General features: G+C 57.0%; 24 protein-coding genes. 16 read left to right on the forward strand and 8 right to left on the reverse strand.

Features of this window, described 5'->3' with window-relative positions:
* Positions 1 to 15: 15 nt before the first annotated feature.
* From EL29_RS01635 to EL29_RS01645, 3 genes are read right to left on the reverse strand one after another with little or no spacing between them, the layout of a single operon-like run.
* Positions 16 to 831 carry an ABC transporter substrate-binding protein gene (locus EL29_RS01635; RefSeq protein WP_013024736.1) on the reverse strand — a complete coding sequence of 272 codons (816 nt, stop codon included), beginning with the start codon at positions 829 to 831 and terminating at the stop codon, positions 16 to 18.
* 23 nt (positions 832 to 854) lie between these two features.
* Positions 855 to 1,727: a phytanoyl-CoA dioxygenase family protein gene (locus EL29_RS01640; RefSeq protein ID WP_028714842.1), complete on the reverse strand. Its 873-nt coding sequence runs from the start codon at positions 1,725 to 1,727 to the stop codon at positions 855 to 857.
* Between the two features lie 27 nt (positions 1,728 to 1,754).
* Positions 1,755 to 3,278, reverse strand: coding sequence for an amino acid ABC transporter permease/ATP-binding protein (locus EL29_RS01645; RefSeq protein WP_014606526.1), 1,524 nt, complete (start codon positions 3,276 to 3,278; stop codon positions 1,755 to 1,757).
* Positions 3,279 to 3,702: 424 nt separating this feature from the next.
* Between EL29_RS01645 and EL29_RS01650 the strand changes: the two genes are divergently transcribed.
* From EL29_RS01650 to argE, 5 genes are all read left to right on the forward strand, one after another.
* Positions 3,703 to 4,614 carry a LysR substrate-binding domain-containing protein gene (locus EL29_RS01650; protein ID WP_013024740.1) on the forward strand — a complete coding sequence of 304 codons (912 nt, stop codon included), beginning with the start codon at positions 3,703 to 3,705 and terminating at the stop codon, positions 4,612 to 4,614.
* A gap of 246 nt (positions 4,615 to 4,860) precedes the next feature.
* A complete protein-coding gene (locus tag EL29_RS01655) occupies positions 4,861 to 6,126 on the forward strand; it encodes a flavin-containing monooxygenase (protein ID WP_013024741.1) in 1,266 nt (421 codons plus the stop codon).
* Between the two features lie 17 nt (positions 6,127 to 6,143).
* Positions 6,144 to 6,578 (forward strand): RidA family protein, encoded by a 435-nt coding sequence (locus tag EL29_RS01660; RefSeq protein WP_013024742.1) that lies wholly within the window; start codon positions 6,144 to 6,146, stop codon positions 6,576 to 6,578.
* Positions 6,575 to 7,249 carry a DUF1028 domain-containing protein gene (locus EL29_RS01665; protein WP_014606524.1) on the forward strand — a complete coding sequence of 225 codons (675 nt, stop codon included), beginning with the start codon at positions 6,575 to 6,577 and terminating at the stop codon, positions 7,247 to 7,249. Before EL29_RS01660 ends, EL29_RS01665 begins: the two co-directional genes overlap by 4 nt.
* Entirely contained in the window at positions 7,227 to 8,396 is a 1,170-nt protein-coding gene (gene argE, locus EL29_RS01670; RefSeq protein ID WP_028714843.1) for an acetylornithine deacetylase, read from the forward strand. Before EL29_RS01665 ends, argE begins: the two co-directional genes overlap by 23 nt.
* A gap of 56 nt (positions 8,397 to 8,452) precedes the next feature.
* Here the strand turns inward: argE and EL29_RS01675 are convergent, their stop codons facing one another.
* A complete protein-coding gene (locus tag EL29_RS01675; RefSeq protein WP_015700904.1) occupies positions 8,453 to 9,226 on the reverse strand; it encodes a 2OG-Fe(II) oxygenase family protein in 774 nt (257 codons plus the stop codon).
* Between the two features lie 98 nt (positions 9,227 to 9,324).
* On the opposite strand from EL29_RS01675, the gene EL29_RS01680 reads away from it, so the two are divergent.
* A complete protein-coding gene (locus EL29_RS01680) occupies positions 9,325 to 10,272 on the forward strand; it encodes a LysR substrate-binding domain-containing protein (protein WP_028714844.1) in 948 nt (315 codons plus the stop codon).
* A 79-nt stretch (positions 10,273 to 10,351) separates the two neighbouring features.
* Here the strand turns inward: EL29_RS01680 and hpxZ are convergent, their stop codons facing one another.
* The 4 genes from hpxZ to EL29_RS01700 are packed head-to-tail and all read right to left on the reverse strand — an operon-like array spanning position 10,352 to position 13,910.
* Positions 10,352 to 10,735, reverse strand: a complete 384-nt coding sequence (hpxZ, locus tag EL29_RS01685; protein ID WP_024471623.1) for an oxalurate catabolism protein HpxZ — start codon at positions 10,733 to 10,735, stop codon at positions 10,352 to 10,354.
* Positions 10,735 to 12,132 carry an AtzE family amidohydrolase gene (locus tag EL29_RS01690; RefSeq protein WP_014592990.1) on the reverse strand — a complete coding sequence of 466 codons (1,398 nt, stop codon included), beginning with the start codon at positions 12,130 to 12,132 and terminating at the stop codon, positions 10,735 to 10,737. The genes hpxZ and EL29_RS01690 overlap by 1 nt, the downstream gene beginning before the upstream one ends.
* Positions 12,129 to 12,311, reverse strand: a complete 183-nt coding sequence (hpxX, locus tag EL29_RS01695; RefSeq protein WP_013024749.1) for an oxalurate catabolism protein HpxX — start codon at positions 12,309 to 12,311, stop codon at positions 12,129 to 12,131. Before hpxX ends, EL29_RS01690 begins: the two co-directional genes overlap by 4 nt.
* Positions 12,312 to 12,323: 12 nt before the next feature.
* Complete coding sequence (locus EL29_RS01700) at positions 12,324 to 13,910, reverse strand: gamma-glutamyltransferase family protein (RefSeq protein WP_014606518.1); 1,587 nt, start codon at positions 13,908 to 13,910, stop codon at positions 12,324 to 12,326.
* Between the two features lie 156 nt (positions 13,911 to 14,066).
* Between EL29_RS01700 and hpxU the strand changes: the two genes are divergently transcribed.
* From hpxU to katG, 10 genes are all read left to right on the forward strand, one after another.
* Positions 14,067 to 14,906 carry a MurR/RpiR family transcriptional regulator HpxU gene (gene hpxU, locus EL29_RS01705; RefSeq protein ID WP_013024751.1) on the forward strand — a complete coding sequence of 280 codons (840 nt, stop codon included), beginning with the start codon at positions 14,067 to 14,069 and terminating at the stop codon, positions 14,904 to 14,906.
* Positions 14,907 to 15,098: 192 nt separating this feature from the next.
* Complete coding sequence (locus tag EL29_RS01710; protein WP_014592993.1) at positions 15,099 to 15,884, forward strand: transporter substrate-binding domain-containing protein; 786 nt, start codon at positions 15,099 to 15,101, stop codon at positions 15,882 to 15,884.
* 10 nt (positions 15,885 to 15,894) lie between these two features.
* Positions 15,895 to 16,560 (forward strand): amino acid ABC transporter permease, encoded by a 666-nt coding sequence (locus tag EL29_RS01715; RefSeq protein WP_013024753.1) that lies wholly within the window; start codon positions 15,895 to 15,897, stop codon positions 16,558 to 16,560.
* The gene (locus tag EL29_RS01720; RefSeq protein ID WP_024471625.1) at positions 16,560 to 17,216 is read left to right on the forward strand and encodes an amino acid ABC transporter permease; all 657 of its coding nucleotides are present in this window, start codon (positions 16,560 to 16,562) and stop codon (positions 17,214 to 17,216) included. Before EL29_RS01715 ends, EL29_RS01720 begins: the two co-directional genes overlap by 1 nt.
* Positions 17,197 to 17,928 (forward strand): amino acid ABC transporter ATP-binding protein, encoded by a 732-nt coding sequence (locus EL29_RS01725; RefSeq protein ID WP_014592994.1) that lies wholly within the window; start codon positions 17,197 to 17,199, stop codon positions 17,926 to 17,928. The genes EL29_RS01720 and EL29_RS01725 overlap by 20 nt, the downstream gene beginning before the upstream one ends.
* Positions 17,929 to 17,949: 21 nt before the next feature.
* Positions 17,950 to 19,185 carry a (S)-ureidoglycine--glyoxylate transaminase gene (pucG, locus tag EL29_RS01730; RefSeq protein WP_014592995.1) on the forward strand — a complete coding sequence of 412 codons (1,236 nt, stop codon included), beginning with the start codon at positions 17,950 to 17,952 and terminating at the stop codon, positions 19,183 to 19,185.
* A complete protein-coding gene (gene hpxK / locus EL29_RS01735; RefSeq protein WP_014606513.1) occupies positions 19,182 to 20,435 on the forward strand; it encodes an allantoate amidohydrolase in 1,254 nt (417 codons plus the stop codon). Before pucG ends, hpxK begins: the two co-directional genes overlap by 4 nt.
* Position 20,436: 1 nt before the next feature.
* Positions 20,437 to 20,931, forward strand: coding sequence for a 2-oxo-4-hydroxy-4-carboxy-5-ureidoimidazoline decarboxylase (gene uraD / locus EL29_RS01740; protein ID WP_014606512.1), 495 nt, complete (start codon positions 20,437 to 20,439; stop codon positions 20,929 to 20,931).
* Positions 20,928 to 21,263 carry a hydroxyisourate hydrolase gene (gene uraH / locus EL29_RS01745; protein WP_013024759.1) on the forward strand — a complete coding sequence of 112 codons (336 nt, stop codon included), beginning with the start codon at positions 20,928 to 20,930 and terminating at the stop codon, positions 21,261 to 21,263. Before uraD ends, uraH begins: the two co-directional genes overlap by 4 nt.
* Before the next feature lie 136 nt (positions 21,264 to 21,399).
* The gene (katG, locus tag EL29_RS01750) at positions 21,400 to 23,598 is read left to right on the forward strand and encodes a catalase/peroxidase HPI (protein ID WP_014592998.1); all 2,199 of its coding nucleotides are present in this window, start codon (positions 21,400 to 21,402) and stop codon (positions 23,596 to 23,598) included.
* Positions 23,599 to 23,604 lie beyond the last annotated feature (6 nt).

Genomic DNA, 23,604 nt, shown 5'->3' on the forward strand with positions numbered 1-23,604 from the left:
GGCACGCGTTTGAGATTAAGGCTTAGGCATCAAGGTCTTGAGATCGTCCGCCGTCGGCGCTTCAAAATGGTATTTTTTGAGCAGTGCGGCATACTCTGGCGTTTTACTGTAGGCTTCCAGCGCCGCAACCAGGGCCTGTTTCACCTCCGTATTGTCCTTCTTCACGCCGAAACCGTTTAATACGGGATAGATGAGCGTCGTGGAAGATATCTGGATGCGGTCGCCCAGCTTCTGGACAACGCCACGCGCCACCGCGGCATCGGTGATCTGCGCTTCCACCGCATGGGAAAGCATCGCCTGAGTCGTCTGAGGATCGGTCGCATATTCGCTGATCGCGATAGGGGGCTTACCGTTTTTCACACAGTAATCGTCAGACAGTTTATGCAACTGCTGTAGCCAGGAGGTGGCGCCCATTGAGCCAATTTTATGGCCGCAGAATTCTTCAGGCGTCTTGGGTTGATAATCACTTCCCTTCAGCGACAGGATAGCCTCGCCGCTTTTCAGGTAGGGAATCATGTCGATCACTTTCATGCGATCGGCGGTGATATACATCGACGAGTTAGTGATATCGAACCGGTTACTCTGTAAACCGGTGATCAGGTTAGGAAAACGGGTATCAATATTCACGGCCTGACGGCCCATCACTTTTGCCAGGCCATCAAGAAACTCAATGTCAAAGCCAGCGGGTTTATTATCCTTCATGTATTCATAAGGAAAGAAGGTCATATCCGATCCGGCGATGATTTTACCTGGTTGTAAAAAGGCTGAGGCGTTAAATGACGCCAGGACAGCGCCTGCGGCAAGCAGACTTAATACACATGTTTTCATCATTATTATCTCTCTGTTAGGCGCAATCAGACGTTGGCAAGATCTTGACCTGCCTGCTGAACAAAGAACGAGGCTCCGCGCGGTTTCTGCGGCAGGCGAAGTTCATTTGGGGTGCTGCGGACCATGCCGCTTTCGTCACCATAAACCAGCGTTCCGGCATCCGGGCTGGGCAAGGGGTTTTCACCGAAAGGCAGCGCGTCTTCCGCCGCGTACACGGCGATAAACAGCGTGCGCGGCCACTCGGTTTCATTGGGGCTGGAGGCGTGCAGCAGCCTTGTATGCATAAAGCACACGGACCCGGAGGGACCAAAGCAGGCGCTGGGCTGCTGACACTGCTCTTTCACCACCGCAGGCTCGACGGCCCCGGTAAAACGCCCGTCCTGCCAGTGCGAATACAGTGGTCCCCGATGGCTGCCCGGCACCACGTTCAGCGGGCCATTTTCCGGCGTGACCTCACTGACCATCAGCAGCGCGGTCACGATATCGTCGTTGCTGTGCGGGGTGAACAGGAAATCCTGATGCCATTCCACTTTCGTTGCGGTATGGGGCAGCTTCGAGTTGATCTTGCTGTGATGATAGCGTGCGCCGCTGCCACCAATTAACTGCCCGGCAATCTGCGCCATTCGTGACTGCAGTGCCGCATAGCGATAGGCGGCAGAGATGTCGTTTGGTGAGCTCACGCGACGCAAAGAAGGATGGTCGGCACTGTGATCGCTCTCAATGTCGAAACGCGAACGGCCATCCTGAGTATTGCCCCAGGGGGCACTCTGGCTGCGGCTTTCCTCAACCCACTGGTCAAAATCGTGCTGCAGCGCGGCGATTTCCTCGCTTGTCAGGACATGTTCAACTACCAGAAATCCCTGCTGGTGATACTGATCTACCTGCCACTGTTCAATCATGGTCGTGCCCTCGTGTTGAATACATCGTTACGCCAGCGAGACATCCTTCAGAAATGCTTCCACGCGCGGATGCTGGCCATCGCGCAGCGCCTGGGGTGCGTCGTCACAGACCACGCGTCCTTTTTCCATAAAGACAATTCGGTCAGAAACTTTGAAGGCAAAGTTCATCTCATGGGTCACGATCACCATGGTGATGCCCTCGCTTGCCAGGGCTTCAATCACCTGAAGGACTTCATTCACTTTTTCAGGATCCAGCGCTGACGTGGGTTCGTCGAACAGCATGATTTGGGGGCGCATCATTAAGGCGCGTGCGATAGCCACGCGTTGCTGCTGACCACCGGAGAGCTGATGAGGGTATTTCCACGCATGTTCGAGCATGCCGACTTTGAAAAGCAGCGCGGCGGCCTGCTGCTTTAAGGCCTGGGTGGGCGCGAGCTTGTGATAGCGCGGTGCCAGCATCAGGTTATCCATAACGTTGAGGTGGCTGAACAAGTTGAAGCTCTGAAAAACCATCCCAATGTTGAGGCGGTGCTCGGTATGCTCAATGAAGCGTGGCTTACGTTGTTCTCCCTGCTGACGAAGGTGAATAAAAGGTTTTCCGTTAATACGAATCTCACCGTTATCGATCTGCTCCAGGCCGTTGAGCAGGCGAATCAGCGTGGTTTTTCCCGAGCCTGAAGGCCCGATCACCGAGACCACCTCACCAGCGTGGATCTGCAGGTTCACTGCGCCCAGTACTTCAACATTGTTGTAAGCCTTGTGAAGACGCAGGGCCTGCAACGCTGGCCCGCTGTCGTGCACTGCCTGACGAACCGGGCTCACCGCCGTGCGTTGTGCGAGGTCGAACAGTTGCGCATCGGGTTTGCCGGAAGGCTGACGCTGCGTGACGTCAAGATAGCGCTCCAGCTGCTTTAACAGGAAATCAAAGACGGTGACGATCAGCACGTAATAGAAAGCCACGGCAGCCATGGTTTCCATGACCAGAAAGTTCTGCGAGTAAAGCCGCTGGCCGACCATCAAAATTTCGGTAAGTGAGATAACAGAGACCAGCGACGTCAGCTTCACGATCGCGATGTATTCGTTCGCCAGCGCTGGCAAGGCCACACGCAGAGCCTGCGGAATAATAATGCGCCACTGAATACCGGCATAGCGTAGTCCCAGTGCCCGGGCAGCCTCGCTCTGGCCCCTGGGAATTGACAGCAGCCCGCCGCGGTGAATCTCCGCGATGTAGGCGCTCTCACAAATGGTCAGCGCGATAAACCCGGCCCAAAACGGATCGCTCAATATCGCCGACGTGGCGGGCACTGCCTGAGGCAGGTTGTAAACAAAGATCAGCAGCACCAGTAAAGGCAGGCTGCGAAAGAGCCAGATATAAAATCGGGCAGGCAGCGTCAACAAGGGATGGCGCGACTGCTTGGCCAGCGCCAGAATAAATCCCGCGATAATGCTCATTCCCCAGGTCAGCAGGCTCAGTTTGATGACGGTCCAGGTCGCCAGCCAAAAGTTAGCGTCGCTAAACAGACTGAACATATAGTTCCAGTTAAATGTCATGGGCTTGCTCACATTAAACAGAAGAGGGTTAGTCATTTAATTCTGTAATTCACTATGGCGGCATGACGGGAACGATAGCAATTAGTAATTTCTTTGGTTCTGATTTTAAAAAAACTATCCAATGGCTATCTGCCTTTTTAAATGACGTGTTTTTAATATCACAGGGGAATAATTAGCGTATTGCTTCCCTTTTTGCGCTTATTTAGGGCAGGGCGCTGATCATTAAGACGCAACGTGAGAGTTATTGGTGCAATTTCTTTTTTTGAGCGTCGCGATCGGTTGCGGCTAAAAAAACAGGCGGGCGGTATTTTTGAATAAAGGGCACGCAGGCTAACTGAACGTGATGTGGCACAGCATTTGCAGCGCTACTTAGTAGAAAACGAAGCAAAGCTTCCGGGTAGCCATAAAAAACAGAGGTAACGCTATGAGTCGCTTTACACTTAAACAGCTCAGGTATTTTGTCGCCGTCGTAGAGACAGAAAGCATTGCTGAAGCTTCGCGCCAGCTGCATATCGCACAGCCCTCTATCTCTGTCTCCATTAAAAATCTGGAAGACGCCTTCGATCAGCAGCTGTTGATCCGTCATCATGCTCAAGGGGTTTCTCTGACGCCCGGTGGCCGCCGTTTTTATGAAAAAGCCCAGGAGCTGTTACGCCTGACACATGAGTTTGAGCAAAATTCACGTGCAGATAACACGCTGATTTCAGGAACGATTGCAATAGGTTGCTTCGAATCTGCGGCACCGCTGTACATGCCAAAACTGATTGCGGGCTTCAAAAAGCGTTATCCCGACATCACCATTGAACTTTACGATGGCGAGCAGCATGAACTGATGCACGGGCTCCATCGCGGACGTTTCGACCTGGCTTTCCTGTACGATCTTGAGCTGGATAACACGATACAAAAAGCGGCGTTGAACGCGCCGCATAAACCCTATGCGCTCTTGCCAGTAAAGCATCCGCTGGCGCAAAAATCCCTCGTCACGTTGCGTGAGCTGAGTCAGGAACCCATGATTTTACTGGATGCTGTACCCAGCAGGAATTACTTCATCAATATTTTCAAAAGCAAAGGTTATCACCCGCAGGTTGCCTACAGTTCGCCCTCCATCGAAATGGTACGGTGCATGGTGGGGCAGGGATTAGGCTTTTCCGTGCTGGTCACCCGGCCTTACACGGATATGACTTATGACGGTGAAAAACTTGCGCAGATTGATATTGAAGATGAGATGGAAGCCTCGACGTTAATCATGGCCTGGTTAAGTCATAATGAACCGACGCGCCCAACAAAACTTTTTATGGACTATTGCCAGAATAGTGCATTAGGGCCGACGGCGTGAAAAGCAGGGTGCATTTATCGTGCAGTTCGCTAAGAAAAGGAAAAGTATTTTTGACCAACGGTGTTGAGTCATTCCGCGTTGTAATCGTTGGGTGGCCATAATAATCGGCTGCACATCCTTTGCTTATTAATTTCTTATTCAGATATTAGCTTTATAATATTTTACCCATTCACTTGCCTCAAATAGTCTTGGCGCTATCGCGTGTCAGGAACACGTCATTGAAACGGCGGGCTTGAGGATGGTGGAATGACAATAACAGAGCAAGAAACAGACACCCTGGTGATTGGGGCAGGACAGGCCGGTATCGCCATGAGCGAGCATCTGGGGCGGCTCGGCATTCCGCATTGCGTGTTGGAAAAAAAACGTATTGCTGAGGCATGGCGGACCCGCCGCTGGGATTCTCTGGTCGCCAACGGCCCGGCCTGGCACGACCGGTTTCCCGGCATGACGTTTTCGGGACAGGATCCCGACAGCTTTGTGCCTAAAGAACAGATCGCGGACTATTTTGAAGCCTATGCGCAACACATTAAAGCCCCTGTCAAGACCGGCGTCGAGGTCATCAGCGTGGCGCCCCGTGCCGGGCGCAGCGGGTTCGATGTCCTCACCTCTGAAGGCCCGCTCGTCGCTCAACGTGTGGTCGTTGCCACAGGCCCCTTTCAGAAGCCCATTATCCCCGCGATTGCGCCCACGGATGCGGGATTCACTCAATTGCATTCAGCAGACTATCGCAACCCGCAACAACTGCCTGAAGGCGGCGTGCTGGTGATCGGCGCAGGCTCGTCAGGGGTGCAGATTGCTGATGAGCTGCAGCGTGCAGGAAAAGACGTCTGGCTCTCTGTTGGGCCGCACGATCGGCCGCCGCGCCGTTATCGCAACCGGGATTTTTGCTGGTGGTTAGGTGTGCTCGGCCTGTGGGATGCTGCTGCCAGTCAACCGGGTAAAGAGCACGTCACCATTGCGGTCAGCGGCGCGCGAGGCGGCCATACCGTTGACTTTCGCAGGCTGGCGGAACAGGGCATCAACCTGGTCGGGTTAACGGAGCGCTTTTCCGGTGATGTCGTGACCTTTAAGCCCGATCTGGCGCAAAACATCGCCTCGGGTGATGAAAACTATTTATCCCTGCTTGACGCGGCGGATGCCTGGGTAAAACGGCATGGCCTGAATTTGCCCGAGGATCCGGCCGCGCGCGCGTTTCTGCCCGATCCGGAAAGCGTCTCGCATCCTGTGCAGTCGCTCAATCTCGTCCGCGCAGGGATAACCACCCTCATCTGGGCAACGGGCTATGCCACCGATTACAGCTGGCTGAAGGTTAACGCCTTTGACGAGAAGCGCAGACCCGTTCATCAACGCGGCGTTTCCACCGAGTCCGGGCTCTATTTTCTCGGGCTTCCCTGGCAGTCGCGCCGGGGGTCCTCGTTTATCTGGGGCGTGTGGCATGACGCAAAATATGTCGCCGACCATATTGCTATCCAGCGCCAGTATCAGGATTACCGTGCCGCTTCAGAAAACTGAACCAGGAGACTGTCTTTATGCCAACCCATACACGTATTCGGATGTTTAACACCAAAGAAACCTATCCCAATCAAACGCTGGACAACGATCTCTGCCAGGCCGTGCGTGCAGGTAACACGGTGTATCTGCGGGGCCAGGTCGGCACTGACTTCGACGGCAATCTGATTGGTCTGGGCGATCCGGCTGCACAGGCGGCGCAGGCGATGAAAAATGTGAAGCAACTGCTGGAAGAGGCAGGAAGCGACTTGTCGCATATCGTCAAAACCACCACCTATATTATCGATCCGCGCTATCGCGAGCCGGTGTACCGTGAAGTGGGAAAATGGCTTAAAGGCGTTTTCCCCGTCTCGACTGGTCTGGTGATTTCAGCCCTGGCGCAGCCGCAGTGGCTGATGGAAATAGATGTCATTGCGGTGATTCCGGATGACTGGAAAGGTGGAGCGACCCAATGACCTTATCGGTAACGGCACGTTGTGAAGAAACCGGTCAACTTGGCATCGCCATCAGTTCATCCAGCATCGCCGTGGGCGCGCGCTGCCCCTGGCTGCAGGCTGGCGTGGGGGCCGTATCCAGCCAGAACATTACGTTGCCTTCTCTGGGGCAGCAGATTCTGGTGTATCTGGATCAGGGCCGCGCGCTCGATGTGGCGCTCAAGCTGGCGCTGGCTGAAGACAGATTCAGTGACTACCGTCAGGTCGCCGCAATCGATATCCAGGGGAATACGGCGTTTTTCAGTGGCAGCCAAACCCTGGGGATCTGGAGCGTGGCTGAAGGAAAAAACTGTATCGCCGCAGGTAATATGTTGGCGGACAAAGGCGTGACGGCAGCAATGTGTGCGGCTTTTGCTGCGGCCTCCGGTGAACTGGCCAGCAGGCTGCTTGCGGCCCTTCAGGCCGGTGTAGCGGCGGGCGGAGAAGCCGGACCGTTACATTCTGCCGCGCTCAAACTGGTGGATGACTACACCTGGCCATTGGTGGATCTGCGCATCGACTGGACAGAGGGCGATCCTGTTGGACAACTGACGCAACTGTGGCTTGCCTATGAACCGCAGATGGAAGCCTATGTCACGCGCGCGTTGGATCCGCGTGAGGCTCCCTCCTATGGCGTGCCCGGCGATGAATGATCGTTTAAGGGCGATTCTGGCCTCACTGCTGGCCGTTGACACAACCAGTCGGGCGTCAAATCTGGCCCTGATTCAGTTTATTGACGACTACCTGACTGACAGAGGCGTGACGACGCAGTGGCTGCTTGATGAGAGCGGTAAAAAAGCCAATCTGTATGCGCGTCTGGGGCCGGACGGCGAGGGCGGGGTCATGCTGTCAGGGCACACGGACGTGGTGCCGGTTGAGGGACAAAACTGGTCCGTTCCGCCTTTCGCCCTGACGGAGCGTGACGGGCGATGTTATGGGCGGGGAAGCGCCGACATGAAAGGCTTTATTGCCTGCGTGCTGGCGTCGCTGGATGACTTTCTGCAACAGCCCCTCCGCATGCCCTTACATCTTGCTTTTTCCTATGACGAAGAGGTCGGCTGCCTGGGCGTGCGCTCGCTGGTGGCGATGCTCAATGCCTCAGCGGCAAAGCCTGCGATGTGTATCGTGGGTGAGCCGACCGGCATGCAGCCGGTTTACGGACATAAGGGAAAGCGGGCGGTGCGCTGCCGGGTACAGGGCCTTGCCTGCCATTCCGCCTATACGCACAAGGGCGTCAACGCGATTCACTATGCCGGGCGGCTAATTGCGCATCTTTTGCATCAGGAAGCGGCGCTCAGGCAGCAACGTGATGAACGGTTCGAACCGCCCTACAGCACGCTGCAGGTGGGCACGATTCAGGGCGGAACAGCACTCAATATTGTGCCTGAAACCTGCCAGTTTGATGTGGAGTGGCGAACGCTGCCCGATACGGATGTCCAGAACCTGTATGACAGTGTGCGCCACTTCGCCGAAGCTGAGCTGATGCCTGAAATGCAGCGCATTGATCCGGTATGTCACATTGCCTTTCAGCCGCTGAGCGACTATCCCGGCTTGCTGACGGATCCGCAGACCGACTTTGCCCGCTGGCTGGCGCAGTGGAGTGGGCAAGACGACTTCACCACGGTGGCCTTTGGCACCGAAGGCGGGTTATTTAACGAGATGGGAATAGCGACCTTGGTTTGTGGGCCGGGAAGTATGGAACAGGGACACAAAGCAGATGAGTTTGTCAGTGTTGAACAGCTTGAACGCTGTATGACGATGTTAAAAAATCTGCGCCAGTGGATGCACGCGGCCGGTTAAGCCACGCAGGGCGGAACGCCCCGTGTGGCCTGAGCCTATCCGCTCGCAGGTGCCGTTTACAACCGACCGTAAAATGTCATCCGGGCCGTCTCAGACAAGGCGATGCCGGGCGCGGTATTGTAAGCCAGCACCGCCAGCATCCGGGTCACGTCGCCTTCGGTAGGCGTCACGCGATGCAGGGAATTACGTCCGCGAAACAGTACCAGGTCACCGGCTTCAATTGCCAGCTCTTCGACGGGCTGCTGTTCATCCAGCACGTCGGCCACGCCCGGATAATTCATCTCGCCCGCATCGGCATCCCGCAGATCTTTCACATACTGAAACCGCCCGCCGCCGGTTGGTTTCTGCACCAGTAACGTGATGGCAAACGACGAGTTATCGAAATGCCATCCCAGCTCTTTCCCGTGCGAGGCATAGTGAAGGTTAATGGACGACAAAGGATCGGCGTAGGGATACAACGCCTCTTCATCAAGCACCTCACACAAAAAAGACTGAAAAAGTGCATCGTCATAGAGCTGACGCAGCGGAGAATCCGGCGCGATGACGTCATCAGTAATACAGCCCTTAGTGCTACTGACTTCGCGGTTCCGGGGATGCGTATCGCTAAACGCAGGGTCCGTTTTCATCAGGTAGACGTTATGCTTACTTTGGGTATGGTAAGCACGGTGGCGTTGCGCATCGCCTTCTGCGACGATGGCCGCTAAGGCGGCGGGCTGTAAAAAATTGCGCAGCACCAGCGCGCCCTGCTGATGAAGTTGCGTCCGACACTGTTGACGCCAGGCGTGACTGGACAGAGGATGTAAGTCAGTGCGTACCAGAGATTCAGACATCGTTTATTTCCTACGCGTGATTATTTAGTCATCACTGTAACGAGGCCCGATTGTACTGAATACCAATAAATATTTAAGACCCTGATAAGGAAGCCTTAATGCCCACGCCGTCGTTGCGCCTGCCTAAAATTAACGTTATTCAGTCATTTAAGGTCGCTGCGGAAACCGGCAGCCTGACAAAGGCGGCGGCGCAGTTGGCCTTGACGCCAGCCGCGGTGAGCCAGCAGATTCGTCAGCTGGAAGATCACCTTGGCTGCGTCCTGTTTTTACGGACTCAGCATGGCGTCATGCTGACTGAGATGGGCAGGCAGTATCTCCGCTACGTGTCGGAAGCCTTCGATATACTGCAGCTTGGTCAACGGAATATCGGGCGAAAAGATACCGCCGCTCAGCTTACGCTGTATGCGCTTCCCGCACTGGCATCAAAATGGGTCCTGCCGCATTTGTCTGACTGGCGCGCGCGCTGCCCGCATGTCGGCCTCTCTCTTCATGGCACGCACGCCGACGTGGACTTCAGTAAAACCCCGGCTGATTTTGTTATTTGCTTTGGGGAAGAGGCCTATCCCAGGCTGAACAAACAGTATCTGTTCCATGATGAGGTTTTTCCGGTCGCCAGTCCCGCGCTGATCAATACCTTTGCTGCCGCAGACAGATTAAACCAGGCTCCGTTGATTCATCTCGACTGGGGGAAAGAGGGACGTTTTCTGCCGGACTGGCCTGCGTGGTTTGAGGCAAAAGGACTCCCTGAGCCCGTGGCGCAGCCCGGCCTGACGTTTAATCTGACCTCACTGGCGATTGATGCGGCGGTGGCAGGCGCGGGGATGCTGTTAGGGCAACGTCACATGATTGCCGGGGAACTGGCCCGGGGCGAGTTGCTGGCGATCGATTCCTTATGTCTGCCGCTCAGTAAACCCTATTATCTTGCCTGGCCTGCGCGGACAACCAGCCAGGAGGGAAGTGAAGAGATGATTGCCTGGCTGCGGGAACGCGCGGCAGAGCACGGTCCCGCCGGAAAGCCAACTGGGGATGCCGCCTCCCTTTCCTGAGGGGCCTGCACTGGTCACCGGGACGATGATCGACCAGCATGAAGGTGAGGCATCCTTGCCTCTGGCGCAAGGGTTCGGTTTAACTCATCAGACTGACCTGGGCCGCGACGATGCGCCAGCCTGAGGGGAATTTCACCCAGGTTTGTTGCTGACGGCCAATTTTCTCCGTGCCTGCACGGGTGAATTCGGTACTGCACACGGCAAAGGCATCGCCAAAGGTAGTGATCACCGTATTCTGTAAGGTGCGATCCAGCCCCGCCGAAGGGCGGGCGGCACGGAAAGCGCGAATCTCATCAATGCCGTACAGGTTCTCTCCGGCACCCAGCCGCACCGTTCTGGCATCGTGCCAGAACAGCGCATCCAGAACGGCAATATCGTTGCCCGTCAGCGCCTGTTCGTAACGGTAAAAGGCGGCGGTTACGGCATCCAGCACGTCGGGGTGGTTAATCTCTTCAGTATTCATCAGGCTCCAGCCATACAGGTAGGCGAAAATGTCAGACCTTGTTGTTCAAGGGCAAAGGCGGCTCGTAATACCGCCTGTTCGTTAAACGGCGCACCGATAAGCTGCACGCCAATCGGCAAGCCGCTTGCCGTGGCCAGTGGAACAGTACAGACGGGCAGGCCGAGAAAAGAGATCGGCTGGGTTAACATGCCCATGCTGGCCTTGGTCGGCAAGTTCTGCCCGTTGATGGCAATAGTTTCCTGATCTATCAGCGGCGCGCTGCAAGGGGTGGCGGGGGCGATCAGGACATCAAACCGATCAAATAACGGCAGTATTTGCTGTTGGAAATGACGGCGGAAGCGTTGCGCCTGCACATACCACGCACCCGGCAGCATCGCGCCCGCCAGCAGGCGCTCACGGGAATGAGGTTCGAACCGTTCAGGTTGCTGACGCAGCGCCGGCAGATAGTGATTGCCGCCTTCTGACGCGGTCATAATAAAGGCGGCTGAGCGGGCCAGTTCGGCTTCCGCCATAATCACTTCCTCACTAGCCTGCAACGCGGTCGCGATTTGAATCTGCGCGTTACGGGCATCATGATCACACCACGTCGAAAAGAAGCCGCCCAGAACCGCACAGCGCAAATCCTGTGCCCCCCGTTCCAACTGAGGCCGCGTGGGTGCCTGAGGCCGATCGGCCTGAAAGGCATCCATGCTGTCTTTACCCTGCAGGAGATCGTAAACCTGCGCCAGATCGTCAACGCGGCGTGCAAAGGGACCGATGTGATCCAGACTGGCGACAAACGGATGGCTACCGCTGCGGGACAGGCGACCAAAGGTTGGCTTCAGGCCAAAGATGCCGCACAGGGAAGCCGGCACGCGTATCGATCCATTGGTATCCGTGCCCAGCGAGAAAGGCACCAGTCCGGCCGCCACGGCTGCCGCTGAACCGCCGGAGGATCCCCCGGCGATCCGCGCCAGATCATGCGGATTGCGCGTGGCGCCATAGTGGCTGTTTTCAGTGGTAAAACCGTAGGCATAGGCATCCATATTCACCATGCCAGAAAGCAGGGCGCCGGCCTGTTGCAGTTGGGTGATGGCAAAGGCGTCACGGTTGGCTGCCGGGCGCTGACGAAATAATTCAGCCCCAGCCAGGGTTGAGTAACCCTGCACATCAAACAGGTTTTTTACCGCATAGGGAATGCCCGCCAGCGGCGGTAACATCTCACCGCGCAGGCGCTGTTTATCAATCGCATCCGCTTCCTGCAACATTCGCGTTGAAGTGATATCCGTCCAGGCATTAAGCTGCGGATTCTGTTTCTCAATCGCGGTCAGCGTCTGCTCCGCCACTTCACGCGCACTGATCTCTCCCTGCTGAATCTTCTGCTGAAGTGCCTGAATGGAAACCTCGCTCAGCCTCATGCGTTGTACACTCCTGCAACTTCAAGACGATCGTCCAGCGGATAAGCCATCAGCGGGGCCGCCATATCGGCAATGCGCGTCATCTGGACCAGCAGGGCTGCACGGCGTGCGTCGTCCAGCTCCAGATGAAGAATGTGTTCCATTTGGGCGATATAGGTTGCCCACTCAATGTGATTCATAACGTACTCCTGTCAAAAACCGGCGGCGCTGCCGTTGCTACGCGGATCGCTTGCGCCTTCGAACATACCGTTGTTGTGACGAACAATCGCACCTGCATGGCCGACGACTTCACTGAATGGCGGAAGTGACTCCACCTCATGGCCTAACTGACGTAACCGCTCCAGCGTTTCTGGCGCGAAGCGACTCTCCAGCTTGAGGGAATCCGAGGTCTGTCCCCACGTTCGGCCCAACAGCCAGCGGGGTGCGCTGACCGCCTGTTGCAGCGGCAGGCGCTGGATCACATGGCGGGTAAAAATGGCAGCCTGGGTCTGGGGCTGTCCGTCACCGCCCATGGATCCATATACCATCGTCCGGCCGTCTTTCAGGCGCGCCGCGGCAGGGTTCAGCGTGTGGAAAGGTTGTTTACCCGGGGCGAGTGCCAGCAGGTGATCGGGATCGAGGCTGAAAGCCGCCCCGCGGTTTTGCCAGACGATCCCGGTGCCGGGCATCACCACGCCACTGCCAAATTCATGATAAATGCTCTGGATAAAAGAGACGGAAAGGCCGCTGCTGTCCATGACGCCCATCCAGACGGTATCGCCGGGGCCTCGTCCGGTTCCCCATGGCGCAGCGCGGTTATCATCAATCTGGCTGGCGATCGTTGTGAGCAGATCGCTGTCGAGCAGCGCCTGCAGATCGTCCACCACATGACGAGGATCGGTGATGTGCCGATCGCGTAAAGCAAACGCTTTTTTTGTCGCCTCAACGATGCGGTGAATGGTTTGTGCTTCATCGGCATTCGCCATATCCAGATGATCGGTAATGCCCAGGATCGCCAGAGAAACCAGCCCCTGCGTCGGCGGTGTGATATTCCAGATATCGCCTTCGCTATGTCTGACATGCAACGGCTTGACCCGACTGGCCCGCTGCTGCTGTAAATCGGCCAGGGTAACGGGAATGCCCAGGTTGACCATCTCGCCTGCCAGATGGTGCGCCAGCGTGCCGCGATAAAAGCTTTCCAGCCCTTCTTCACTTAACAGACTGAGCGTGCGCGCCAGATCGGGTTGGGTGAAACGACTGCCTTCCGCCGGAACATCTCCGTCCGGCAAAAACAGGGCGGAAAAGCCGGGCTGATGCTGGAGCTCTTCGCGCTTGCTGCGGGTGGCCGAGGCCTGCGAGGCCGTGACCGGAATGCCGTCTGCCGCGTAACGCACCGCGTCACGCAGTAATCGTGCCAGGGGCAGGGGCGTGCCGCCGAGCTCGGCTGACAGCGCCAATGCCTCATGCCAGCCGCTCACCGTGCCCGCCACCGTTAATGCGGCTTTTGGCCCGCGATGTGGAATTTGCGTTTCACCCTGATAGAAGTCGATATTTGCAAGAGAACCCGCTCTGCCGCTGGCGTCGATAGCAATAGGGTCGCCCTTACCCGGCATTATCAGCCAGAAACCGTCCCCGCCCAGGCCGTTCATATGCGGATAGACGACGGCAATAGTCGCAGCAGCGGCCACCATGGCCTCAATCGCATTGCCGCCTTCACGCAGCACCGCCAGCGCACTTTCACTGGCCAGATGATGAGGCGTTACCGCCATGCCCAGCGGGGCCATATTGCTCTGAATCATGCTCTTCTCATTGTGTTATTCAGGGTACAGAACCAATAACTAAGCAAGAGCCGTTCCAGTTTTTATCGTCGCTAAGGATCGGAACCGGTTCATCTGGCCCAAATTATGCTAGCTTCTGTTAAACCCCGCGGTTGAAACAAAAGTTACAGGACCTGAATGAAACAGCTTGATGAACGGCTCAAAACCCATTACCCCCAGCTTTCGCCGCAGGAGCAGCGCATTGCCGACTTTATCTTTGACCACTTCGACGATCTGATTAGCTATAACAGCGCCGAGCTGGCGCGCCTGAGCGGCGTGTCAAAAGCGACCGTCAGCCGGCTGTTTAAACGGCTCGGTTATGACAAGTACAAAGATATGCGCGATGAGCTGCGTACCCTGCGCCAGAGCGGGATGCCGCTAACGGATAACCGCGATGCCGTGCAGGGCAATACCTTACTGTCGCGCCATTACAAGCAGGAGATGGCCAACCTTACACAGTGGGTAAACAGCATTGATGCCCGGCAGTTTACTGAGGTGATCGCTCAACTGGCTCAGGCGAAACGTATCTACATTGTCGGCATGCGCAATGCCTATCCGGTGGCGCTGCACCTGCGCCAACAGCTGATCCAGACGCGTTCGCAGGTGCATATCCTGCCCCAGCCGGGACAGACGCTGGCCGAGGACCTGGTGGATATAACGCCTGAGGATATGGTCGTGGTTATCGCCTTCCGGCGGCGCACCCGCATTATCCAGCCGCTGATGCAGCAGTTGCAAAGCGCCGCTATTCCCGTGCTGGCGCTGTGCGAGCCTCAGGCGCAGAGCGTTATCGCCCTGGCGCGCTGGCAGTTTTGCGCACCACTGGACAGCGTGTCAGCGTTTGACAGTTACGCGTCGGCCATGAGCCTGATCAACCTGCTTGCCAATGCCTTGCTGCATGAACTGCTGTCAGACGGACGCCAGCGCATTCACCATATTGCCGATCTTTATCACCAGCTTGACGAGCTGGAGCACCGTTAACAGGCACCGTTTTGGTGCTTTGCCCCGTTTTGGAACGTCCTGCGGGGCAACGTCTGATGCCTCTGTATCGCTATAAATAGCGCTTAGCAGCCATTAAGTCGCTTTTTTCAGCGTGCGTCCGCGTTGGCACATTAGTTGCAGAATGCCTTCAATAAGAATCTTTTGTTTCACATAATCTCACCGGGGTGCATAATGAAAAAAGTTCTGATGGCGGTCGCAGCAGCGGCAGTATTGATGGTGCAGGCGGGCAACGTGTTGGCCGATCAACTGCAGGATATCCAGAAACGCGGCGTGCTGCGGGTTGCGGTACCGCAGGATTTCCCGCCGTTTGGCTCAGTGGGAACCGATCTGCAACCCCAGGGCTATGACATCGACATGGCGAAGTATCTGGCTAAGCAGATGAAACTTAAGTTGCAGCTGGTGCCGGTGACCAGCGCGAACCGCGTACCTTACTTGCAAACGGACAAAGTTGACCTGGTGATCTCCAGCATGGGGAAAAACCCGGAACGCGAAAAGGTGATCGACTTTAGCCGGGCCTATGCGCCGTTCTTCCTGGGCGTTTTCGGTCCTAAAGGCGATCATCTGAAAGATGCCGCAGCACTGAGCGGTAAATCTGTTGGCGTCACCCGCGGTGCGGTAGAGGACATGGTACTGAGTGAGGTAGCCCCTAAGGATGCGCAGGTGAAACGTTATGAAGATAACAACACCACCTTATCCGCTTACCTCTCCGGCCAGGTGCAGTACGTGGCAACGGGTAATCTTGTGGTCGCGGCCATTACGCGTCAGAACCCGGCAAAAGCCCCTGTTGCGCAATTTATGCTGAAAGACTCTCCGTGCTATATCGGATTGAAGAAAGACGAGCCGGCGCTGAAAGACAAAGTGAATACGCTGATCGAGCAGGGCATTAAAGACGGCACGCTGAATAAAATGTCCGAAGAGTGGCTGAAAGCGCCGCTGCCAGCCAACCTGGGCGCATAAGGACGGAGCAATGACCGGGCAACTTAATTTCCCTGCATTGTGGCCGTACTGGCCGGAGTTGCTCTCCGGCCTGTGGGTAACGATCCAGTTAACCGTGCTGGCAACGGTCGGGGGCGTCAGTATCGGTATCATCGGCGCGGCGCTGCGCAGTGGTAAACCCAGTTGGTTAAGCCGCCTGTGGGGCCTCTATGTTGAACTGATACGCAACACGCCGTTTGTGGTGCAGCTGTTCTTTATTGTGTTCGGCTTGCCGAACCTGGGGCTGAAACTCACGGCGGGTGAAGCCGCGCTGCTGGCCATGCTGGTTAACCTGGGGGCTTACAGTACGGAAATTATCCGTGCCGGTATTCAGGTCACGCCAAAAGGGCAGTGGGAAGCCGGTCGGGTTCTGGGGTTGACGCGCAGCCAGACGTTTTTACGCGTGGTTTTGCCGCCGTCGCTGCAGCGGATTTATCCGGCGCTGGTGAGCCAGTGCATCATTGTCATGCTGGGATCGTCGGTGGTTTCGCAGGTCTCCTACGAGGAACTGACCTTCGCCGCCAACCTGATTCAGTCGCGCACCTTTTTGAGTTTTGAAGTCTACTCGGTGACCACGCTGATTTACCTGGCGTTGTCGATTGTGATGCGTCAGCTGCTGCTGGCGATTGGCCGCAAATGGCTGGGGGTGCAGGCATGATGACAACCTTTACTGACTGGGACATCCTGCGCAATCTGCTGCTGGCGGCTCGCTGGACCATCGCGCTGTCGCTGGTGGCCTTTTTAGGCGGCACGCTGGTCACGCTGCCGCTGCTGTTTTTACGCCTGTTAAAGCGTAAATGGCTGACGCGCGTGATCCGTGCCTATACCGAACTGTTCCAGGGCACGCCGCTGCTGATGCAGCTGTTTCTGGCTTTCTTTGGCGTCGGACTGTTCGGTATCGACGTCGCGCCCTGGACCGCCGCCTCGCTGGCGCTGACCTTTTATACCAGCGCGTTTCTGCTGGATATCTGGCATGGCAGTATTCAGGCCCTGCCCAAGGGCCAGTGGGAAGCATCACGCTGCCTCGGGCTTGATTTTGGTCAGACGCTGACGCGGGTCATCGCACCCCAGGCGATTCGCATTGCGATTGCCCCCACGGTGGGATTTGCGGTGCAGGTGATCAAAGGCACGGCGCTGGCATCCATTATCGGGTTCGTCGAGCTGACCAAGGCCGGCACCATTCTGAATAACGTGACCTATCAGCCCTTTAAAGTCTTTGGGCTGGTGGCACTGGGCTATTTCCTGCTGTGTTATCCGCTGTCGCGTTACAGCCAGTATCTGGAGAAAAAATTTAATGCCGCTCATCACCATTAATCAGGTGCAGAAGTATTACGGCACCAACCACGTTCTCAAAGGCGTGGATCTGGATATCGATATGGGAGAAGTGATCTCCATTATCGGGCGCAGCGGTTCAGGCAAAAGTACGCTGTTGCGCTGCATGAACGGGCTGGAAGGCTATCAGGATGGCAGCATTAAACTCGGCGGTATGACGATTACCGACCGTGATTCCCAGGCGCGGGAAATCAGCCGCTCAGTCGGCATGGTGTTTCAGAACTTCAATCTGTTCCCGCATATGACGGCGCTGGAAAACGTCATGCTGGCGCCGCGTCGGGTGCTGAAAAAAAGCCAGGCGGAGTGCCGCGAACTGGCGGCGCGCATGCTGGAAAAAGTGGGGCTGGGCGAGCGGCTGGATTATTACCCTTCCAGCCTGTCTGGTGGTCAGCAGCAGCGCGTTGCCATTGCCCGCGCGCTGGCGATGGAACCCCGCGTCTTACTGTGTGATGAGATTACCTCTGCACTGGATCCTGAGCTGGTCGGTGAAGTGCTAAAAGTGCTGGAACAGCTTGCCGCCGAGGGCATGACGTTGATTCTCGTCACCCATGAAATGAACTTCGCCCGCGACGTGGGCGATCGTGTGGTCTTTATGCATCAGGGGCGCGTCTGGGAGCAGGGCGACAGTAAAACGCTGTTCGCTTCTCCACAGACGGCGGAGCTAAAGCAGTTTATTTCCTCTGTGCGTCTTTGAGTGCTTAACAAGGAATTCACTATGGATATCTCTCAATTTCCGCAAATTAATCCTCCTCAGCGTCTGTTAATGGGGCCTGGCCCTATCAATGCCGATCCGCGCGTGCTGCGTGCGATGTCGAGCCAGCTGCTCGGGCAATACGATCCGGCCATGACGCACTATATGAATGAGGTGATGGCGCTGTATCGTGGCGTGTTTCGCACGGAAAACCGCTGGACGTTACTGATTGACGGCACCTCACGCGCTGGTATTGAGGCAATTCTGCTGTCGGCGATTCGCCCCGGCGATAAAGTGCTGGTGCCGGTCTTTGGCCGTTTTGGTCATCTGCTGTGTGAAATTGCCCGCCGCTGCCGTGCCGATGTGCACACGATTGACGTGCCATGGGGCGAGGTCTTTACGCCAGACCAGATTGAAGACGCCATCAAAAAAGTCAAACCGCGCCTGTTGCTGACCGTGCAGGGCGATACCTCGACCACCATGCTGCAGCCGCTGGCTGAGTTGGGTGCCATCTGCAAAAAATATGGCGTGCTGTTTTATACCGATGCGACGGCGTCGCTGGCGGGCAATGCGCTGGAAACCGATGCATGGGGACTGGATGCGGTCTCCGCGGGCATGCAGAAATGCCTGGGCGGCCCGTCCGGAACCTCCCCGATTACGTTGAGCGATGAGATGGCGGCGATAGTCCGCAAGCGCAAATGCGTGGAGCAGGGGATCCGCACCGACGCGCATCAGGATGGTGACGACGAGATGATCTACTCCAACTATTTCGATCTCGGCATGATCATGGACTACTGGGGCCCGGAACGGCTCAATCACCATACTGAAGCCACCAGCGCCCTGTTCGGCGCGCGTGAGTGTGCGCGTCTGATTCTGCAGGAAGGGCTGGACAACGGCATTGCCCGCCACCAGCTTCACGGCGAGGCGATGCTGAAAGGCATTCAGGGAATGGGGCTGGAAACCTTTGGCGATCTCAGTAACAAGATGAGCAATGTCCTGGGCGTGGTGATTCCCCAGGGCGTCAATGGCGATGAAGTGCGTAAGCTCATGCTGGAGGATTTTGGCATTGAGATCGGCACGTCCTTTGGCCCGCTGCATGGCAAAGTGTGGCGCATCGGCACCATGGGTTATAACGCGCGTAAAGACTGCGTGATGCAAACGCTGGCGGCGCTGGAAATGGTCCTGTCCCATGTCGGTTATCGTACGCCACAGGGGGCCGGTTCGCAGGCGGCATGGAACCACTATGGGAGCCATGCATGATGATGAATGCCAGCGAGGCTCAGATTGCCGCTCGGCGCGTGATGGCGCGCTGTGACGCGCTGGCTGAGATCAGTGAAAGCGATCAGGGCCTGACACGGGTTTACCTGTCGCCAGAGCACCTGCGGGCCAATGCGCGCGTGGGCGAATGGATGCAGGCTGCCGGTATGACGGTCTGGCAGGATGAGGTGGGCAATATCTGCGGTCGCTATGAGGCCGCGCAGCCCGGCGCTCCCGCACTGTTATTGGGTTCGCATCTGGACACGGTACGCAACGCCGGCCGCTATGACGGGATGCTGGGCGTGCTGAGCGCCATTGAAACCGTCCAGTGGCTGCACGATCGCCAGCGTCGATTGCCGCTGGCCATTGAAGTCATCGGCTTCGGGGATGAAGAGGGCACGCGCTTTGGCATCACGTTGCTGGGCAGTCGCGGCATTACCGGCACCTGGCCTGACAGCTGGCCGACACATCCTGACGGCAACGGCATCACGGTTTCCCAGGCGATGAGCGACGTGGGGCTGGATGCCAGTCAGATCCAGCGTGCCGCGCGCAACGTCAGCGATATCGTGGCCTATCTGGAGCTGCACATTGAGCAGGGACCTTGCCTGGAGCAGGAAGATCTCGCGCTCGGGGTGGTCACGGCGATCAACGGTGCCCGTCGCCTGAACTGCTGCTTTACGGGCGAGGCGGGCCATGCCGGTACGGTGCCGATGAAGCATCGTAAAGATGCCCTGGCGGCGGCGGCGGAATGGATGGTGTTTATTGAACACACGACGCGCGAACAGCCGGGGCAGTTAGTGGCAACGGTAGGCACGCTCAACTGCGCACCGGGCGCGGTCAACGTCATTCCGGGCGAGGTGAATCTGTCGCTGGATGTGCGCGGGCCCGAGGACGCACCGCTTGAAGCGCTGCTGTCCGCCTTGCTGACCCAGGCGGAAGCCATTGCGCTGCGTCGGGGATTAACCTTCGAATCTCATGAGTATTACCGCATTGCGGCGACGGCCTGCGATGCCGGATTGCAACAGGCGTTGAGCCACGCGGTTGAAACCGTACAGGGGCGCAGCCTGGCCCTGCCCAGTGGCGCAGGCCATGATGCTATCGCAATCGCAGAACGCTGGCCGGTAGGCATGCTGTTTGTGCGTAACCATCGCGGTATCAGCCACCATCCGGCCGAATCGGTCAATGAAGCCGATGTCGCCCCGGCGGTTCAGGCCTATTTGCAGACGATATGTCACCTTGCGGAGCAGCATTAAGATGGATTTAGGCACCTTTAACCAGCTACCGCAAGCCGTCGCTCAGCTTGCGCTCTCGCACTGCGTCGCGATTCCTCGCTGGCAGCAGGCGCTGGTGGCGGCCCGCCCGTTTCACAGCGTTGAGGCCCTGCTGGCTGAGGCACAACGGCTGGCCCAGGCCTGGCAGGAAGACGATCTGAATCAGGCGCTTTCAGCTCATCCGCGCATCGGGGAAAAGGCACAGGGCGACGAGAAGGAAAAACGGTTATCACGCAGCGAACAAGCGGCCATGCAACAGGCAGACGATGCGTTACAGCAGGCGATGGTGCAGGGCAACCAGGCTTATGAGGCGCGCTTTAACCGGGTCTTTTTGATCCGGGCGAAAGGGCGCAGCGCACAGAATATGCTTGATGAACTTACACGGCGGCTGGACAACAGCCCGGAAAGCGAGCGCCAGGAATCTCTGGAACAACTGCGGGAAATCACCCTGCTGCGCCTTAAGGAGAGTTTTTCATGAGCACTATCAGCACCCATATTCTGGATACCGCGCTGGGTAAACCCGCGCCAGGCGTAGCCATGTTGCTGGAACAGCACGGGGCACAAGGGTGGGTAACCTGTGCCCGGGGCATCACGGATAACGATGGTCGCCTGAAGGATTTGACACCCGAGCCGCTTGCGCCGGGACAGTACCGCCTGACGGCCGCGATTGGCGAATACTTCCGCGCAGGCGGACGAGAAACATTGTACGTCAGTGCGCAAATTGATTTTGTGCTGACGGAAAGCGCCAGCCATTATCATCTGCCATTTTTAATCTCGCCCTGGAGCTGGTCTACCTATCGCGGCAGTTAACAGGTGCATCAGGCGCAGCGTTTTTCCGCTGCGCTTGAGAGCTATCGGCTATCAATACCTTCGGCCCATCCGACTATATTCCTGCTAACGCCAGGGTTATCTTAAGGTCAATAATGTGAAGGCAACGGAGCCGATAATGAGCACGCCAAAAGATAATGATGTAGCCGCTTCAGGTAAATGTCCCTTTCATCACGGTAAATCGGAAGAAGAAAGCGTTCTGGCTCGTGGAGCCGGCAGTGGTACCAGCAATCGCGACTGGTGGCCAAACATGTTGCGCGTGGATCTGCTAAACCAGCACTCCAACCGTTCTAATCCCCTCGGCGAAAACTTCAACTACCGCGAAGCGTTCAGCACGCTGGACTACTCCGCACTGAAAGCCGACATCCGGGCGTTGCTCACCGACTCCCAATCCTGGTGGCCAGCCGACTGGGGCACCTACATTGGCCTGTTTATTCGTATGGCGTGGCACAGTGCCGGTACTTACCGCACCGTCGACGGGCGCGGTGGCTCAGGCCGGGGTCAACAGCGTTTCGCCCCACTGAACTCCTGGCCAGATAACGTCAGCCTTGATAAAGCCCGCCGCCTGCTGTGGCCGGTAAAACAAAAATACGGTCAGAAAATTTCCTGGGCCGATCTCTATATCCTCGCCGGCAACGTTTCGCTGGAAAATTCAGGTTTCCGTACCTTTGGTTTTGGTGCCGGTCGTGAAGACGTCTGGGAACCGGATATGGACGTGGATTGGGGTAACGAAACCGAGTGGCTGGCCCATCGCCATCCGGAAAGCCTGGCTAACGCACCGCTGGGCGCGACCGAAATGGGGCTGATCTACGTGAACCCAGAGGGGCCTGAAGCCAGCGGCGATCCCGCTTCTGCCGCGCCAGCGATTCGCGCGACATTCGGCAACATGGGCATGAACGACGAAGAGATCGTGGCGCTGATTGCGGGTGGACATACCCTGGGCAAAACCCATGGTGCCGCCGCCGCGAGTCACGTGGGCGTCGATCCTGAAGCCTCACCTATCGAAGCACAGGGCTTTGGCTGGAACAACAGCCACGGCAGCGGTGTGGGTGCAGATGCGATTACCTCCGGCCTTGAAGTCGTCTGGACGCAAACGCCAACCCAGTGGAGCAACTACTTCTTTGAGAACCTGTTCAAATATGAGTGGGTAAAAACGCACAGCCCGGCGGGTGCGATTCAGTATGAAGCGGTCAACGCTGACGACATTATTCCGGATCCGTTCGATCCTGCGAAAAAGCGCAAACCGACCATGCTGGTGACGGATCTGACGTTACGTTTCGACCCCGAGTTCGAGAAGATTTCTCGCCGCTTCCTGAACGATCCGCAGTCCTTTAACGAAGCCTTTGCCCGCGCCTGGTTTAAGCTGACCCACCGCGATATGGGGCCAAAAGCGCGTTACATCGGTCCGGAAGTGCCAAAGGAAGATTTACTGTGGCAGGATCCGTTACCGCAGCCAACGCATCAGCCGACGGCTGATGATATCAGCGAACTGAAGGCGAAAATCGCTGCATCAGGTTTGACGGTAAGCCAGCTGGTTTCGGCGGCCTGGGCTTCGGCTTCAACCTTCCGTGGTGGCGACAAACGCGGCGGCGCAAACGGTGCCCGTCTGGCGCTGGCGCCCCAGAACAGCTGGGCGGTGAACGCCAGCGTCATTAACGATGTGTTACCGAAACTGCAGCAGATCCAGCAGGAATCCGGTAAAGCTTCTTTAGCTGACGTCATTGTCCTGGCGGGCAGCGTCGGCATCGAAATGGCTGCAGCCGCAGCCGGCGTCAGCGCACAGGTGCCCTTTACCCCAGGCCGCGTGGATGCTCGTCAGGATCAAACTGATGTAGAATCCTTTAACGTACTCCAACCGCTGGCAGATGGTTTCCGTAACTATCGTCGCGTACAGGGAGGATCATCCACTGAAACCCTGTTGCTGGATAAGGCGCAGCAACTGACGCTGAGTGCCCCAGAGCTCACCGTCCTGCTGGGTGGCCTGCGTGTCCTGGGCACCAACTTTGACGGCAGCCATCACGGCGTGTTCACCGACCGCGTGGGCGTGCTGAGTAATGATTTCTTTGTGAATCTGCTGGATATGCGCACCGCATGGCGTGCGACCGACGGCAGTGAAGAGATCTTCGAAGGCCGCGATCGTCAGAGCGGAGAAGTGAAGTACAGCGCGACGCGCGCCGATCTGGTGTTCGGTTCCAACGCCATCCTGCGCGCTCTGGCCGAAGTTTATGCCAGCAGCGATGCAAAACAGAAGTTTGTTACCGACTTCGTGGCGGCCTGGACGAAAGTGATGAACCTGGACCGTTTCGACCTGCAGTAAACGCCT

Origin of the sequence: Pantoea ananatis LMG 2665, from assembly GCF_000710035.2 — a bacterium.
Taxonomy (GTDB): Bacteria; Pseudomonadota; Gammaproteobacteria; order Enterobacterales; family Enterobacteriaceae; genus Pantoea; species Pantoea ananatis.

Coding starts and splice junctions, on each gene's coding strand:
- EL29_RS01635 (WP_013024736.1), bottom strand. CDS start 831: ATGATGAAAACATGTGTATTAAGTCTGCTTGCCGCAGGCGCTGTCCTG.
- EL29_RS01640 (WP_028714842.1), bottom strand. CDS start 1,727: ATGATTGAACAGTGGCAGGTAGATCAGTATCACCAGCAGGGATTTCTG.
- EL29_RS01645 (WP_014606526.1), bottom strand. CDS start 3,278: ATGACATTTAACTGGAACTATATGTTCAGTCTGTTTAGCGACGCTAAC.
- EL29_RS01650 (WP_013024740.1), top strand. CDS start 3,703: ATGAGTCGCTTTACACTTAAACAGCTCAGGTATTTTGTCGCCGTCGTA.
- EL29_RS01655 (WP_013024741.1), top strand. CDS start 4,861: ATGACAATAACAGAGCAAGAAACAGACACCCTGGTGATTGGGGCAGGA.
- EL29_RS01660 (WP_013024742.1), top strand. CDS start 6,144: ATGCCAACCCATACACGTATTCGGATGTTTAACACCAAAGAAACCTAT.
- EL29_RS01665 (WP_014606524.1), top strand. CDS start 6,575: ATGACCTTATCGGTAACGGCACGTTGTGAAGAAACCGGTCAACTTGGC.
- argE (WP_028714843.1), top strand. CDS start 7,227: ATGGCGTGCCCGGCGATGAATGATCGTTTAAGGGCGATTCTGGCCTCA.
- EL29_RS01675 (WP_015700904.1), bottom strand. CDS start 9,226: ATGTCTGAATCTCTGGTACGCACTGACTTACATCCTCTGTCCAGTCAC.
- EL29_RS01680 (WP_028714844.1), top strand. CDS start 9,325: ATGCCCACGCCGTCGTTGCGCCTGCCTAAAATTAACGTTATTCAGTCA.
- hpxZ (WP_024471623.1), bottom strand. CDS start 10,735: ATGAATACTGAAGAGATTAACCACCCCGACGTGCTGGATGCCGTAACC.
- EL29_RS01690 (WP_014592990.1), bottom strand. CDS start 12,132: ATGAGGCTGAGCGAGGTTTCCATTCAGGCACTTCAGCAGAAGATTCAG.
- hpxX (WP_013024749.1), bottom strand. CDS start 12,311: ATGAATCACATTGAGTGGGCAACCTATATCGCCCAAATGGAACACATT.
- EL29_RS01700 (WP_014606518.1), bottom strand. CDS start 13,910: ATGATTCAGAGCAATATGGCCCCGCTGGGCATGGCGGTAACGCCTCAT.
- hpxU (WP_013024751.1), top strand. CDS start 14,067: ATGAAACAGCTTGATGAACGGCTCAAAACCCATTACCCCCAGCTTTCG.
- EL29_RS01710 (WP_014592993.1), top strand. CDS start 15,099: ATGAAAAAAGTTCTGATGGCGGTCGCAGCAGCGGCAGTATTGATGGTG.
- EL29_RS01715 (WP_013024753.1), top strand. CDS start 15,895: ATGACCGGGCAACTTAATTTCCCTGCATTGTGGCCGTACTGGCCGGAG.
- EL29_RS01720 (WP_024471625.1), top strand. CDS start 16,560: ATGACAACCTTTACTGACTGGGACATCCTGCGCAATCTGCTGCTGGCG.
- EL29_RS01725 (WP_014592994.1), top strand. CDS start 17,197: ATGCCGCTCATCACCATTAATCAGGTGCAGAAGTATTACGGCACCAAC.
- pucG (WP_014592995.1), top strand. CDS start 17,950: ATGGATATCTCTCAATTTCCGCAAATTAATCCTCCTCAGCGTCTGTTA.
- hpxK (WP_014606513.1), top strand. CDS start 19,182: ATGATGATGAATGCCAGCGAGGCTCAGATTGCCGCTCGGCGCGTGATG.
- uraD (WP_014606512.1), top strand. CDS start 20,437: ATGGATTTAGGCACCTTTAACCAGCTACCGCAAGCCGTCGCTCAGCTT.
- uraH (WP_013024759.1), top strand. CDS start 20,928: ATGAGCACTATCAGCACCCATATTCTGGATACCGCGCTGGGTAAACCC.
- katG (WP_014592998.1), top strand. CDS start 21,400: ATGAGCACGCCAAAAGATAATGATGTAGCCGCTTCAGGTAAATGTCCC.